This window comes from Stenomitos frigidus ULC18, assembly GCF_003003795.1.
GTDB classification, from domain to species: Bacteria; Cyanobacteriota; Cyanobacteriia; order Leptolyngbyales; family Leptolyngbyaceae; genus Stenomitos; species Stenomitos frigidus_A.
In genome coordinates this window covers 12034-27632 of the sequence record NZ_PVWK01000123.1, presented here as the reverse complement: position 1 = coordinate 27632, position 15599 = coordinate 12034, and the positions used below count along the sequence as shown (strand labels likewise).

The 15599-nt window shown below is 51.4% G+C and carries 11 protein-coding genes; 7 read left to right on the top strand and 4 right to left on the bottom strand.

What is annotated here, in order from left to right:
• The first annotated feature begins 22 nt into the window (after nt 1-22).
• The gene (locus C7B82_RS22535; protein WP_219904644.1) at nt 23-1306 is read left to right on the top strand and encodes a hypothetical protein; all 1284 of its coding nucleotides are present in this window, start codon (nt 23-25) and stop codon (nt 1304-1306) included.
• Nucleotides 1307-1477: 171 nt separating this feature from the next.
• On the opposite strand, the gene C7B82_RS22530 is transcribed toward C7B82_RS22535, so the two are convergent.
• Together C7B82_RS22530 and C7B82_RS22525 are read right to left on the bottom strand one after the other, a co-directional pair.
• Nucleotides 1478-1942, bottom strand: coding sequence for a ribonuclease toxin HepT-like protein (locus C7B82_RS22530; RefSeq protein WP_106258782.1), 465 nt, complete (start codon nt 1940-1942; stop codon nt 1478-1480).
• Nucleotides 1924-2280 carry a nucleotidyltransferase family protein gene (locus C7B82_RS22525; RefSeq protein ID WP_106258781.1) on the bottom strand — a complete coding sequence of 119 codons (357 nt, stop codon included), beginning with the start codon at nt 2278-2280 and terminating at the stop codon, nt 1924-1926. The genes C7B82_RS22530 and C7B82_RS22525 overlap by 19 nt, the downstream gene beginning before the upstream one ends.
• Before the next feature lie 749 nt (nt 2281-3029).
• Here C7B82_RS22525 and C7B82_RS22520 point away from each other — a divergent pair.
• From C7B82_RS22520 to C7B82_RS22505, 4 genes are all read left to right on the top strand, one after another.
• Nucleotides 3030-4502, top strand: a complete 1473-nt coding sequence (locus C7B82_RS22520) for a polysaccharide biosynthesis/export family protein (protein WP_219904643.1) — start codon at nt 3030-3032, stop codon at nt 4500-4502.
• Nucleotides 4503-4617: 115 nt separating this feature from the next.
• Nucleotides 4618-6975, top strand: coding sequence for a GumC family protein (locus tag C7B82_RS22515; protein WP_106258779.1), 2358 nt, complete (start codon nt 4618-4620; stop codon nt 6973-6975).
• 35 nt (nt 6976-7010) lie between these two features.
• The gene (locus C7B82_RS22510; RefSeq protein WP_181357613.1) at nt 7011-8846 is read left to right on the top strand and encodes a GumC family protein; all 1836 of its coding nucleotides are present in this window, start codon (nt 7011-7013) and stop codon (nt 8844-8846) included.
• 48 nt (nt 8847-8894) lie between these two features.
• Nucleotides 8895-9719: a metallophosphoesterase gene (locus C7B82_RS22505; RefSeq protein WP_106258776.1), complete on the top strand. Its 825-nt coding sequence runs from the start codon at nt 8895-8897 to the stop codon at nt 9717-9719.
• A gap of 86 nt (nt 9720-9805) precedes the next feature.
• Here C7B82_RS22505 and hisA read toward each other — a convergent pair whose 3' ends face one another.
• A complete protein-coding gene (gene hisA, locus C7B82_RS22500) occupies nt 9806-10579 on the bottom strand; it encodes a 1-(5-phosphoribosyl)-5-[(5-phosphoribosylamino)methylideneamino]imidazole-4-carboxamide isomerase (RefSeq protein ID WP_106258774.1) in 774 nt (257 codons plus the stop codon).
• A gap of 374 nt (nt 10580-10953) precedes the next feature.
• On the opposite strand from hisA, the gene C7B82_RS22495 reads away from it, so the two are divergent.
• Together C7B82_RS22495 and C7B82_RS22490 are read left to right on the top strand one after the other, a co-directional pair.
• Entirely contained in the window at nt 10954-13113 is a 2160-nt protein-coding gene (locus C7B82_RS22495) for an MFS transporter (RefSeq protein WP_106258773.1), read from the top strand.
• Nucleotides 13114-13603: 490 nt separating this feature from the next.
• Entirely contained in the window at nt 13604-14137 is a 534-nt protein-coding gene (locus C7B82_RS22490) for a DoxX family protein (protein WP_106258772.1), read from the top strand.
• A 203-nt stretch (nt 14138-14340) separates the two neighbouring features.
• Here C7B82_RS22490 and C7B82_RS22485 read toward each other — a convergent pair whose 3' ends face one another.
• Complete coding sequence (locus C7B82_RS22485; RefSeq protein WP_106258770.1) at nt 14341-15423, bottom strand: aliphatic amidase; 1083 nt, start codon at nt 15421-15423, stop codon at nt 14341-14343.
• Nucleotides 15424-15599: the final 176 nt, after the last annotated feature.

The following is a 15599-nucleotide window of genomic DNA, read 5'->3' as shown; positions in this document are numbered from 1 at the left end:
CTTTCCCAGGCTTCTCAGCTCCATGGGAGCACCCGCTGCAATCAACTTTTTGCACTTTGTGGTGGTTCCACTCGCTTGCGGCATTGTGCTGGTGCAAACGCGCGTCAAACATCGACAGCAGATCTCGACCAGTAAAGCGCTGTTTATGGGTCTGCTGATCCTCTTTGGTATCACTGTAGCCAGTGCGATTCTGAATGGTGCAGGAGCCATTAATGCGCTCGTCGATTTTTTGCTATTAACAGAACCGTTTCTGCTGCTGCTCACCATCACCTGCATCCCCTTTTCAGCCAAAGATTTGAAGCGGTTTAAAGGGTGGCTGTTGGGCTTTGGTTTTGCCAATCTCTTGCTGGCGCTGGTCGAACGGGTTCTCATTGATGCACATATTCTTGACCATACAAAATTGACCGTAGAGGACAACGTTCAGGGAGTCTTTTACCTGTCCTACGGTGGGCATGTCGTTTCAGCGAATGTGTCCCTCATCTTTTGTATCTACTTCTTTCTTCGTGTTAAAACGGCTCCGCTATGGCTAAGGCTTGCGGTGGTGGTTGCTACGCTTCTACAAATTCAGGTTGCGGATGCAAAACAGGTGCTGTTAGTGGCGGTGGCAGCCTGGCTACTGTTAATCGTGAGCCGTAGTAAGAATATTGTGCTGGTCATTAAGTACGCGATCGCCGCAAGCATCGTGCTTCCTATTCTCTGGTGGTGTATTCAAAATGTTGATGCCTTTGGCGCTTATAAAGCCTGGATTAACCGCGATATTTATGGGCCCAATGGCGACGCGACGTTACTTAAAACGGGGCCGCTTCGGATTATTCCAACCTATTATGAATCAGCCTTGAATTGGTTTTTGGGGCTCGGCCCTGGCCACACTGTTGGGCGGTTGGGTGGCTGGCTGCTCAAAGACTATGAAGCGCTACTAAAACCCTTTGGTGCCACTACTCACCCAGTGACCGACGTGATTTGGGCGACTTATAATGGCAACTACCTGGATTCCACAATGTTTTCTCCCTTCTGGGGCTTCGCTGGTGTTTGGGGTGATTTAGGCTTTCTAGGCTTGCTTAGCTATCTTTATCTGTGGTTTCTGGCATGGACTCGGCTCTGCCCGACTGACAGTTGCAGATTTATCTTGCTCAACGTCATCGTCAACGGGTTTATCCTGACACTGATGGAGGAGCCAGGGTTTATGCTGTCAGTCGCTGCTTTAATTGGCTTGCAGTGGCATGAATGGCAAGTTGCGAAGCGCGCTCATTATCAGCAGCTTTATCAGCAACAACTTGATGGGATAGGCACTGCCAGCCATTTCTGAGCAATGTTTTATCTCTGTAAAGACGTAAGGTCGTGCCTCCCTACCTTGGGAGCAAGGCCTTTCGTCAAACAATGGTTTCAGACGATCCTCAACTCTATTATTCTACTTGAAGATAAAAGTCTTGTGTTCACTGCGGTCGGGCAATCAAGCTGGCGGTAGAGACCATTGGTACTATTGCAACTGTTGCAAAAACTGTTTCACATCCTGTTCCAATATTGGCAGTACAGCTCTCACTCGGTTTAAATTGGCAAACAGCTGCTCGTACTCAATCGGCACCCCATACGCATGGCGAAAGAAATGTCGAAACCCTCGTAAGGCATTCAACGCTTCAAAACTATTCTGAGACAAAAACGCCGGCCTCACTGCTGGAATCTCTTGCGTCATGCGTTGCAAAATCAACTGGTGCCAACGAGAGGTGTCTGTCACCTGATTTTCAAACTGAACGGCGATCGTCTTCAGTAAATCTTCAACGGCATTATAAAAATTGTGCACCTGATACGCGACACTCTCCAAACGTGCTGCATCCTCTCGCTGCAACCCTTGTGCCCGCAACTCAACTAATTGAGCGACCCGCTGGATCAACTGGATCTGCGATCGTACGTCGGCTGTAAAGACGGTTAACTGTCGCGCATCCATAGCAGCCCTGCTTCTCGAACACGATGAGCGAAATGGCAATAGCGCAAATCGACGATATCGACCTCCCGTAATAACGCCATAGATAGAGCCGCGATCGCCTCAATCTGCTTCACTGAGTGCATCGTCTCAACGCCCAAGTCCACATCTGAACCGTCATGGAATCGCCCTGGTCGCAACACTGAACCAAAAATATAAGCACTGTCGATGCCATAGTGGCTTCCAGACTGCTCTAGCCACGCCAAAACCTGCTGCAAGACCTGCTGGCGCTCCTGCTCACGGTTCTCTTGCTGTTCCACTAGGACTTCGTCTAATAGTCGGGTATCAAACGGAACGACCATCGGATGATTTCACACGTCAAGTTATTCTTAAAGTGTAGCTGCACTCGTTGGCACCATTGACTGATCATTCTCTTCTCTCTTCGATCAGCCAAACAGCAAAGAAAGCGGTGCCTCCACAGACATTTTGACCTCGTCAATGCATCCGGTCAGCTTGAATGGCCTCTTTACGCTGCTAGGGGGCTGTAAAGAAACAACGTCATGGACTGTAGCGGTCAACCGTCAGCGGTCAGCCATTAGAGAAAAGCTGATAGCTGATAGCTGATAGCTGACCGCTAATCCAAACGTATGCAGTTATTTTTTAACCAGTCCTAGGGTGCGATCGAGCCTCCAAAGCACCGCATCAAAACCTCGATTGAAACCAGATTGCTGCACCAGAAAAGCTCAAGACGCTTGGGTGACGTTGTTGTGACATTCGTGTAGTGCTTCTCCAAACGCCCTACTCATCTATATTTCGAGCCTTCTGCGCCCCAGCATGACGTTGCTTAAAAGATCCTGATCAAGGCTGTCTTTACTGTAAAGACTAAGGAGAGGGTTCCCTACGGTTTCTAACCCGATGGTCACAGGTGTCTACAGAGGCGATCACTCCAATGCAAAACTCAACCACTAAACGAGAGGGCTCCGCTGCGGCCGATGGCAGAGATCCGGTTAAAAAACGATGGAACTTCCATCCAACCTTAGCGGTCTTGCGTGCTAGCGCCAAGCGTAAACCGGCGACTTTGCACCGATTGTTTTTTCCTGGAGAGTATTGCGTGATTTCTACTCATCTCCGCTTAACCCTAGCGGCCACCAGTCTGACGCTCCTCGCAGGTGGTTTGACAGCCGCTCCGACTTACAGCGCGACTCAGATGTTGCCGTCACCCAGTGCACCTACCTACAATAGCCCCACCGTATCGGAAAGCTCCTACACGTTGGGAGCGGGCGATCGCTTACAGATTGATGTGTTTGATGCGCCTGAGTTCAGTGGCGAGAACGGCCGACGGCAGGTGTTAGTCGATGGCACCCTCAACGTGCCGCTAATTGGCACCCTCTCGGTCAAAGGGATGACGCTTAAACAGGCAGAGGCAGAGCTTTCTAAACGGTATGCCCGCTTCTTTAAGCGTGCTGGCATCACCGTGACACTGCTGACACCACGACCGCTCAGCGTCGGCATTCTGGGCGAAGTGGGACGCCCCGGTACATACACCATTCCACTTGCAGCTCAGGATGGTGGCACTCAGTTTCCGACCCTTACCCGCGCCCTGCAAACGGCTGGCGGCATTACCCAGGCAGCAGATGTTCGACAAGTGCAAATTCGCCGCCCTCAGCGTGTGGGTGCACCCCAGGTCATTACCGTTGACCTCTGGAATTACTTCCAGTCGGGTAATTTGCAAGCCGATTTGACCCTGCGGGATGGTGATTCCATCTTTATTGCGGCTAACCCCAATCCCAATCTTGCCGAATCGTTGCAGCTGGCAGATACGACCTTTGCGGCTGAGAAAGGGAAACCCGTCAATATTGCGATCGTGGGTGAAGTGTTTCGCCCTGGTTCTTATGTGGTGGCGGGGGCTAACTCCAAAAATGCAGTGGCTGGGGCGCTCGGTAGCACGGCTGCTGTAGCGAATAATCTTGATAAGCCACCCACCATCACTCAGGCGATTCAAATCGCTGGTGGCATTAAGCCGTTGGCGGATATTCGAAACGTGCAGATTCGTCGCCTGACCCGTGCGGGTGGCGAACAGCTCATCGCGGTCGATCTGATGAAGCTGTTGCAAACGGGTGATGTGCAGCAAGATGCCATTCTGCAAACAGGGGATACCATTTCCATTCCCACTGCAACGGCCATCAGCGCTGCCGAAGCCTCAAAGATTGCCAGCGCCAGCTTTTCACCTGACATTATCCGCGTCAACGTCGTGGGTGAGGTGCGACAACCCGGTGTGGTACAGGTTCCACCCAACACTCCACTCAACCAGGCTTTGCTGGCTGCGGGTGGGTTCGACGTTCGTCGCGCTCGCAAAAAATCAGTCGAACTGATTCGTCTCAATCCTGATGGCACCGTGACACGCCGGGATGTGGCGATCGATTTTGCTAAAGGCATCAACGATCAAACCAATCCAGCGATGCGAAACAACGATGTGATCATCGTGGGTCGGTCTGGTTTAACTTCATTCACCGATACGGTCGGCAATATCCTCAACCCGCTCTTCCCGCTGGCAAGCTTCTTAAACATTTTTGGTTTGCCCTAATACTGTCCCAATGCTGAGGCGATTGTCTACAGCAATCTGAGTCAGGCAACTGGAAGCAGCCATGCCCCTTTAGATTGCGATCGATGCTGTGAATCAAGAATCCATACGGTGCCCCATGGAAATTCAACCCTCCCCCAACTTATCGTCCAGAAATGGTGGTAGACCCCTACAAGCTCTACCAGCCAATTTTTCGACTGCATCGTTTGAGTCGGAGGAGAGTACGTTTAATCTTGCTCAACCTCTGATCATCCTGCGGCGGCGACTCAATGTTGTCCTGGGCGTGGCGATCGCCCTCTCAGTTGTCACTATCCCACTCGCGATCTGGGGTGCAACTCGCAAACCACCGCAGTATGCGGGCTCGTTTCAGCTGCTGGTAGAACCCGTAACAGCCGATGCACAGCTCAAACGGCTGACGCTAGATTCGCAGCAACGACCGGGAGAAGCCCTGCAAACAGCGCCGACTGCCCTGGACTATCCGACGCAGATTCAAATTCTACAAAGCCCCAAAATTCTGGCACCCGTTCTTCAAACCTTGCAGGTCAAGTACCCAACCCTGACCTACGATCGGCTGGTGAGCAATTTGAAAATTGGACGCATACTGCCAAAGAACGCCACGAAAGATACTGAAGGCACCAAAATTTTGGGCTTCACGTATCAGGACTTTGATCCAGCGTTGACCGAGGCTGTTGTGAAAGAATTGGCCACTACCTATTTGAAGTACAGCCTGCAAGAACGCCAAACTAACATTGGTCAGGGCATCAAGTTTATTGATAATCAACTGCCCCAGCTACGGCAACGGGTGAACACGTTGCAACGACAACTACAGGTGTTTCGGCAACAAAACGCTATCATCAACCCCGATCTCCAGGGCACACAGGCATCGGGGCAGGCGGGTGCTCTGCAACAGCAACAGTTTGAAGCCTCGGCAAACCTGGCAGAAAAACAGACTCAGTTCAGCACGCTCGCCCAACAGTCTGCCAGAGCCAATACGGTAACGGTGTTAGCAGGGTCGCCGCAGTATCAGGCGCTGCTGAGCAAATATCAGGAAATTCAAAGCGCGATCGCGTTGGAGTCAGCGCGATCGCGCGAGGCGAACCCCACGCTTCAGGCGTTGCGGGCTAAACAGCGCAATATGGAGCAGTTACTGCAGCAAGAGTCGCAGCGCGTGTTGGGCAAGACAGGGGATGACATCCAGATTCTCCAGGCGCGTAACCAGGCAATCAATCGTGCCAAAGGTGAAGTAGACCAAAAAATTCAGGCGTATCCTGCACTCGCACGACAGTTTGCCGATCTCGATCGGGAGCTCAAAGTGGCAACCGATAGCCTGACCGAGTTTTTAACCAAACGGGAAGCGCTGCAAATTGATGCGGCGCAAAAGGAAGTGCCGTGGGAACTGGTCTCGCCACCTGTGCTAGCGTCCGACCCACTCACGGGTGAACCGCAGAATGTGAGTCAGAGCACACTGCCGAACTACCTGGCACTGGCCGTGTTTTTAAGCCTCATGATGGGGATTGGTGCTGGGTTCCTTGCCGATGGCAGTAGCAATGCTTACCACACGTCTAATCAACTCAAACAGGCCATTAGGTTGGCGCTACTAGGAGCCATTCCACTAGATGCAGAACGGCAGCACACACCGCAATCGTGGTTGACGAAACTACCGTTTATGAAACGGAAGCGCAGAGTGGCGACACCTCATCAGACTGGCGATCCAGCGGCATTAGATGGCTTGGAGGAAATCGGTGGCATGCCTGTATACTTCCCTTCCAGGCCAGCCTTAGCAACGTCTCTTACAGCCTCTTCGCCCTTCTTGGAAGCGTTTCGATCGCTCTACAAAAACATTCGCTTACTGCCGCTGAATGCGCCGATTCGGTCACTCACCATTAGCTCAGCCGAACCAGGTGATGGAAAGACCACGATCGCCGTTAACTTAGCACAGGCCGCTGCCGCCATGGGACAACGAGTGCTGCTGGTGGATGCCGACCTCCGCCATCCTCAAGTCCATCACGTCATGGGGTTAGCCAATCAGTGTGGGCTGAGTGATGTGATTACCAGCAACGTCAACGTCAAAAATGCCCTGCAACCATTCCCGATTCGCGAAAACCTGATGGTGCTCACGGCTGGTCTGGCAGCCGTTGACCCTACCGAGGCACTCACATCCGGCAAAATGCGGGTGTTGATGGAACGGTTCCAAATGGTGTTTGACCTGGTGATTTACGATACGCCGCCGCTGGTGGGTTTGGCAGACGGTAGCCTGGTGGCCGCGCAAACCAATGGTCTTGCACTGGTAGTCCGCCTTGGCAAAACAAAGCGTCCCTCGGTCGCACAAGCCATTGAGGAGGTGAAGCTCTCCTCGACGACTCTTTTAGGGCTGGTTGCCAATGGTTCCACCGAGGTGATTATGCCCTACGGCTACTACTACCAACCCAGAGCCCAGCCGCAAAAAGGCACTGCACCGATTGAACTTGAAAATTGAACTTGAAAACTGATGATGCCGTTTGAGGGTGGATGATGCGTACAACGTCAATGGACATCAACTCTTTTTTCCCAACTGTGCCCGAGGCTGAGTCTATCATCCAGGCGTTAGTTGCGGAGCCGGAGCCACGGGTAGACCACAGCCCGTCGATCGAGGACGCTTGGTTCCCCCACCTGTTCAATCGTCGAACGGGGGCATTGGCAGGCGCCGCGATCGCGACCGTTGCAGGCACTAGTCTCATCCAGTTAGCTGACCAACCTGCCACGTATGAGGGCAAATTTCAGCTACTGGTCGAACCGGCTGGCACGATCGAGCCCGCGAAGCAGACACCTGTCCAAACGGCTGCTAACCAGGCCACTCTAGCCGCACCCGGTGTTGATTACGATACCCAAATGCAGGTATTGTGGAGTCCCAAGCTGCTCTCACCCGTGGTGCAGCAGCTCCAGTCGCAGTATGTCGACCTTAATTACGAAACGCTTTCGCAGAAGCTAGACATTGCGCACCGCGATGGCGAGAAAACGCTAGAGATTACCTACCAGGACACTGACCCCAAAAAAGTGCAGGCGGTGCTAGAAACCGTATCGAAAGCCTACCTGCAATACAGTCAAGAATGCCGAACTGAACTCTGTCGTGAACTGAATTTCGTTGAGCGACGGCTACCCCAACTACAGCAGCAGGCCACAGTCGCAAAGCAAAACCTCCAGGCGCTCCAGCAGCAGCATGGCATCAGTGAACCGACGGTGCTGGGGCAGCAGTTGTCCCAGCGTTTGGGTGTGTTGACCCATCAGCGGCAAGACCTGCAAATTCGTTTGACGGAAGCACGTACGCAAGCTGCCATTTTACAAAAGCGAGCAGAACAGCAACAAGCGGGACAAGCGGAAACCAGGCAGCCTGGGCAATCCGCGACTAGACAGCCCGCGACTGGACTGATAGAGCAGGCGCTGCAACAGAACGATCGCTATCAGGATTTGTTGTCCCAATTTCAAACGATCGCCCATCAGCTTACGATCGAACTGGCTCGTCCACAGCCAGATGGCGCGACGCTACAAACGCTCAAACAACGCTATCAACAGGTGTCTGCCCAGATGACGCAGGCGGCACAGCAACCGATCGCCGTTCAAATGGCGCAGGCGATCGCCGACTTTCAAGCCGACAAGACGACCAACTATGCAGAGGTGATGCGCCAGCAAACTCTCTTAGAAGGGGTGACAGCGGCCACTCAGGTGCAGGTCTTGGCGATCAGTCAGCAGGCGATCGTGCAAACGGAGGGGCAGATCAAGCAGCAAATCAAGCAATGGGCGGCACTGGCACGGCAATATGACGAACTTAATCTGGAGTTAAAGTTTGCCACTGATAATCTAAACCTGTACACAACCAAACGCGCGGCACTCCGGCAAGTTGTCCAGGCGCGGACTCATTGGCAACTCACTGAAGCACCTGCTGTTGAGCAAGCTTCTCGTGGCTTTACCCTCGCTGATCCCGAATTTCGCTTGAGTTTAGGGTTTTTGCTGTCGTTTTTTCTGGTCGTTTTTGTTATGTCTATTGCAGAGCAGACCATACCCACAAAACTGCTACGGCGACGGCGATCGTTTAGGCAGCCAGAATTCTCCTGGCAAGTGGACTCATGGCAAGCAGACTCATGGCAAGCAGACTCATGGCAAGCAGACTCATGGCAAACCGAAGCCTGGCAATTACAACCTGCGCCAGTGCAATCCTGGCAACCATTTAGTGCGTCAGAACCCTCTGCGTCCTTCTCATTGCTGACCGTACCTGTGCTTGAAAGGCCCTTGCAGCAGCAAAAAACGACCCTGTTCCTGTTAACCGCAGCCACCCGGATTGAAACGATGCAACGGGCAAAGGTCGCTGCCTGAGCCCCTGTGAACAACTGCTAGGCTGGAGATATCCTGCTTAAAGAGCGTATGCATAAACTGTTGACAGGACCGCTGACGGTAGAACGATTACAACTGACGATCGCCGATTTACCCGCTTCGCTTCAAGGCACCACACTGACCCAATTTTCTGATTTTCATTTTGATGGGATTCGGCTGTCTGAGCGCATGCTGGCAGAGGCGATCGAGGCTAGCAATGCCCTTGAGCCTGATCTGGTTGTCCTGACTGGCGATTTTGTGACCGCTGATCCGGCTGCGATTCATCACTTGATCCCCTGGCTCAAAGCCCTTGAAAGTCGGGCTGGTGTCTATGCTGTTTTAGGCAATCATGATATTTGCTATCGCCGATCGCGCACTGAAGTCACGAAAGCCCTCACCAGCATTGGCATTCAGGTCTTGTGGAACGACGTTGCCTACCCGCTGGGAACTGGGCTTGCACTGGTAGGGTTAGCTGATTTTTGGTCGGCTTCGTTTAACCCTTTGCCAGTTATGCGCGCGATCGAGCCCAGCATTCCTCGCATCGTGCTGTCGCATAATCCCGATACGGCCGTTCCTTTACAGCAATGGCGTGTTGATTTGCAACTCTCTGGGCACACTCATGGTGGGCAGGTCGTGCTGCCCGGCATCGGCAATGTGTCACAGTTGATTTCAACGACCTACAGCAAGCTGCCACGAAGCACACGACGGTTTGTGCCGTGGATGAAAGAATGCCATCGAGTCTCTAAGCACTGGGAATGGGCTCAAGGGCTACATGACGTGGGCAGCAATCGCCTTTACGTGAATCGTGGGTTAGGGACGTACTTACCGGGTCGGTTGTTTTGCCCCCCGGAAGTGACTGCCATTACGCTTAACTGAAGCACCACGTCAATTAAACAATCTGTCAATCTGCCAGCCTGTAGAGACATGGCAGTGCCAGGTTCTCATACTACAAATTCATCTCACTACGCCAACGCTGAGGAGCCAAAGTCAGGGGGAATATCTTGCCAGCGCCCCTGACCCACTGCACGCAGGGCTTCTTTAAGAACAATATCGCCTGTGTAGAGTGCCCGACCCACGATCGCCCCCGTCACACCCAATGGTTCCAGCGCCAGCAAGCTGAGCAAATCTGTAACCGAACTCATGCCACCAGAGGCGATCACTGGCACGGCAACGCCACTGGCTAGTTCTCTCAGCGCCGTCAAGTTGGGGCCTTGCAACGTCCCATCACGATGAATATCGGTGTAAATAATCGCCGCAATCCCGAATGCGGTCATTTGCTGTGCTAAGTCGATCGCCGCCACTTCAGAGGTTTCTAGCCAGCCTCGTGTCGCAACCATGCCATTACGCGCATCGATCCCAACGACAACCTGGTCAGGAAAGGCTTGACACAGTTCATGCACCAACGTGGGCTGTTCGACCGCAACGGTGCCTAAAATGATTCGCTGCACACCTAGCTGAAGGAGCGCTGCTGCACTGGCACGATCGCGCAAGCCGCCACCCACTTGAATGGGCACATCAACGGCACGAACGATCGCCTCAATAGCCTGCAAATTGACTGGATGCCCTGCCTTTGCACCATCGAGATCGACTACATGCAAACGGGTTGCGCCTTGCTCTGCCCACTGACGTGCGACTGAGACCGGATTTTCGTCAAACGTCTCTGCCTGAGCATAATCGCCCTGATAGAGTCGTACACAGCGTCCCTCCAGCAGATCGATCGCCGGGATAACCTCCATTGCTCTGCCCTCACGCGCCATGTAAACCAGCTATGTGAGCCAGTCATGTAAACCAATTTACAGTACTGTATGACGAGGTGAATCACAATCAAAGGCTGCTTTAATTGATATTGCTAGCGAAAAAAATCAGCATAGGCGTAGGCTAAAATCCAAACAATCTTCTTAACCGGACTGATGCAAAAAAGATCCCCAACTCTTTTCAAAAAGGGGCTTCCAGAAGTGACTCCTTTGAAGAGAGGCAATGGGATCAGGATCTCAGGCCTGCGTCAGTCCTAACCTGTAGACGCTTCTGGTGCTTTGTTCTAGATTCTTAGCTGTCGTATTCCAAGGCAGCAAGGTCACGCTCACGTTTAGTCACGTCATGAGGGTTGAAAATGGATGTCTGGGTTGATGAGTTGAAGCATGAGCAGCCACTGGGCAGTCAGTCAACGGTGCCTGGTTTCTTTGTGCGTAGTACAGCACCAACCAATATTGAACAAGACGAATGTAAACCCGACGGCTTTTTACCGACCATTGGTGATGTGGTTGAAAGCCTGTATCAGAACACAAAGCTAAACACAAGCTATACCGGTCTTGTGATTCAGATTCACGGCTACAATACGGGCATCGAAAAAGTTAATCAGGGTGGTAAAGAGGTCGAGGGTAGAGATTATGTCCGTGAGGGTTGGCAGAGAACATGGGAATACCTGAACCAACACGATCCAGCCATTTTTGGAAAGCCGCATAGTTTTGTCTATTTAGGCTATCGGTGGCCTTCAGAGAGCGTTCCTTCTAGTGTCAAGAACGCAAACAAAGGGTTACCTTTAGCGCTGAAGCTAGTGCTTTGGGGAGGCTTTTTGGTCGCTGCGATCGGCCTACTGGTGCTCTTAATCTTTGCTTCGCCTGTGATCGATGCCGTTGCTGCGATCGTGTTGATGATAGGCATTGCTGCCGCAATGTTCGTTGTAACGTTATTTATTCTTCGCATTATTGTTTATTTTCGGGATCACTATCGGGCGAATAATTTTGGTGTTCCCGATCTGGTCGAATTTATTCGGCAGCTTGATTTAAGTATGGTCAAACGCCACCTCAATGATTCACTGTTTGAAACGGTGCAAAAAGAAGCGGGTGAAGGCTTCAATCTCGCGCCTGATGTGCTGGCAAAAGCAGTGAGGAAAACCTGGGAAGCGATCGAGACTCAGCCAGGGTTGGTCAGCGTTTATAACGAAACCGCTTTTTCTCTGTTGCTGCCTGCATTGAAGCAGAGTAGCCTCGCGTCCCTGGAAGATGTAGTTTTCCTGAAAATCTACGCTAGCTTTGTCTGTGCTGAAAAACCAGCGCATACCACAGCCGCGTTTCAGGCTGCCGCCGCCTATTGGGATAAGGAAAAACGCATTCGCCTTACCTTCGTCGGCCACAGTATGGGTGGCTTTGTCACGACTCAGGTGATTCGTATTCTTTCTGATGTTTTTGACCCGGCTGCTATTGGTGACTCGCAGAGTTTAGAGAAGCTGCCACCGGCTTACATCGGGCGCACGTTTGCCTTGGGGCGCTTAGTTCTCATTTCTCCCGATATACCCCTATCAACCATTGTTTCTGGCCGTACCAATTTTCTGCGTTCTTCGCTCAGACGGTTTGAGGAGGCGTATCTTTTTAGCAATGAAGGTGATCTAGCTTTGCGGATAGCGTCAACTACGGCGAACTATTTCTCTTTTCCAGCCAGTACCCGCACTCAAGGTTTTCGGCTAGGAAACGTGACCGTCAATCTGGATTCAACCAAACATAATCCGTTTAGACAGAATGCTTACGGGATTGTCAACCTTCAAGAGCTAGTGAACGACACTCCTTCGCCACTCCTTGATTTTATTGGCGTGCAGACGCTCGATCGCGATACTCGGAGCATCGGGCAAGAGGCGGTTAAGAAGCGAGAAGCCCTTAAAAAACGAAGCAGCAAAGTGGATGAGGAGTCGCTTGCGACAGCAAAATCAGACCCTGAGTCGATCGCAGACTTGTTTACATACCTCGACTGCACTGAATATCGAGACGTTACGGTATACCCCAAACGCGATAACCAGGAGATCAATGTCTTAATTTGCGAAGGACAGCGATCGCCGCTCAAGTTTTTCGATTACGCGACGCTGCTCAAAGCGTATGTTGATTTCTCCAGCGATCCAGGCAAAGGGGTTGGAGTCGATGTGCATGGCGGCTACTTCTATGGTCGCCTGAGTAATCTGCTCATTTACCGTCTAGCGTTTTTGGGCTTTCAAGGGTTATTAGACTCGTTAGTGTTCCAACCGCCGATCGAACTCACCGAAAGTAGTGACATGCCAGCGGCTTTGACGGCAAAGTTACAACAGGCTAAACAACTACCAGACATCGATCGACGGAAAATAGCAGTGGAAGCCTTATCCTGGCTCTGCGAAAAACGGAAAATTCAAGTTGCAGCGTCTCCAGAGCGCTACCGCGTTGATGTGCTGGGTCGCCCACGTGGTGAGGCTAGAGCTAAAATCTTGACGCAAGCGCAACCTGTAAAGCCAATGCCACCCATGAAGTGATCTTCGAATACGGGCGCACAGCCGTGCATCACCTAGAAAGACCCTAGCTGTAGAAGTTAGTTCATTCGCGCTTCTAAAAATGAGATTTGTGGCAAAGAGTGTAGGCGTTTGCCGTCTAAGGCGAAACCCGCACTCTTTTTCATTTTTAGACTGGCTTAAACCAGCTTGAGTTGAACTGTTTGATGCCAATTTGAGTTGATGCCAATTTGAGTTGAGCCTGCGGCAGCTTTTAGCAGGACATGGCATTGTCATGCCCCTACCAGAGCGGTTGATCTGTCGCGATCGTGCCTTAAAGCGGTATCGCTTCAGACAGATGACTGGCTTTGGTTGTGGAACCACTCTTTTACTGAGATGGAATGTGATCGTATAACTCACGTGAATCTATGAGCGACCGTTGTTTAACGTTTACATAACTTAATCAAATAGGTTAGAATTATTAATATATGTGCTTCGAATTTATGCACAAGTAATCATTGCAGGAATCAAATTCATGTCCAAGATTTCGCTTCTGACGGCTGTCTTCAAGCCTAACGTGACGCCCAATCTGCTATCACAATCATCCTTCGCCCTTCTTCGTGCGATCTTGGGTACCATGATCATTCATAACGGTTTCGACAAGCTCTCTAATATTGAGAGCTTTGCTCAAGCGTACGTTCAGGTGATTGGCTTGCCCTTTCCAATCTTCTTTAGCTATGTTGCTGCCTTTACTGAAATCATCGGTGCACCCTTGCTAATGCTGGGGTTATTGACTCGCCCTGCGGCTTTTGGCTTGTTCTCAACTATGTGTGTGGCAATGTACCACCACGTCTTGGTGGCTGGCTTCAGCATTCCCTATCTGGAACTGTCTGCAGTGTATGCGGCTTGCTTCTTATTCTTTGCCGTTAACGGTGGTGGTCTGTTTTCAACGGATGCACTGATCGTCAATTGGCTCGATGTAACCGCGTTGTCTGCACAAGCGAAGCAAATCATGCGCCTGGAGAAGGCTTACGGAACTGTGAGTACTGACCAAAAGGTCAATGCTTGAGGTCGGGCAGAACTAGCGCTCTTAGACAATGTCAAATTCGCATTCCCGTTAAGCCCTAGAGAAGTCTCTGGGGCTTTGTTTTAGGTACTGCTCATCACGAAAGCCTTTGCAGCGATCGAAGGCATCCATCAAACAATCAAAAAAGCGCCCACATGTTTATGTGGACGCTCGGTGAAAGACAGCAATGATGGAATGCAAGAGGGTTAGTTATTCAGTAAGACCGTTTCTTTTTCCTTCACAACCAGTGGCGTTTCAGCAAGCTTTTCGGTGGGCAACCCTTCGATCGGGCATTCCTTGACGCCCACGGTGGGTCGAGTGATGGATTCGGCGATTTCCTTTGCTTTCGCAGGATCGTTAACCCAGGTGCGGTAGAACTCGTAAGGACACTCTTGCACACCTTCAGCCCCTTCACCAGAGTTAATCATGCCTGTGTAGCCACGGTGCAGCAGCTTGAACAGATGGTTCTGAGACTGGGAATTCTTGCGGAAGTCACGAATGGCAAACTTAGAGAGCGCCGCGTACTGCACGCCCATATCTTCTTCACCACATTCGCCCAAGGTGCGACCATCAAAACCCACGATCGCGGAATGTCCAAAATAGCTGTAAACGCCATCGAAACCAGCCGCATTTGCCACTGCAACATAGACGTTATTCATCCATGCCATCGCCTTCGACACCATGATTTGCTGCTCTTTCGCAGGGTACATATAACCCTGGCAACGCACAATCAGTTCAGCGCCTCGCATGGCGCAATCGCGCCAGATTTCGGGATAGTTGCCGTCGTCACAAATAATCAGGCTAATCTTCAAACCCTTGGGACCGTCTGACACGTAGGTGCAATTGCCGGGATACCAACCCTCGATCGGCGTCCAGGGCATGATTTTGCGATACTTTTGAACGATCTCACCTTCGTCGTTCATCAGAATCAGCGTGTTGTAAGGCACCTTGTTGGGATGGTCTTCATGGCGTTCGCCGGTGAGTGAAAAGACGCCCCAGGTTTTGTTGCGGATACACGCCTCAGCAAAAATGTCCGTTTCTGGCCCAGGGATGGATGAAGCGGTTTCCATCATCTCTTTGGCGTCATACATGATGCCGTGGGTGGAATATTCCGGGAAAATCACCAGATCCATCCCTGGCAGACCAACCTTCATCCCATCAATCATGGAGGCAATATTTTTACAGTTTGCCAACACTTCTTCCTTCGTGTGAAGGCGTGGCATTTTGTAATTGACGACTGCAACACCGACAGCATCATTGCTGGACGAAATATCACCGTGATAAGACATGAAGGCCTCCTAATAATCTTTGCTCGATGCAAATTTGTCCACACAAACCTCTTGCGTGCAGGACAATCTAAAGCACTGACAAGAGGCTTTAGCTATCGAATTAGCAGTTTATCGGCTCCATAAAGACTACCTTGTAGCATTGGCTACAAAACCGTGTCGAACATAGCTCCATAAAC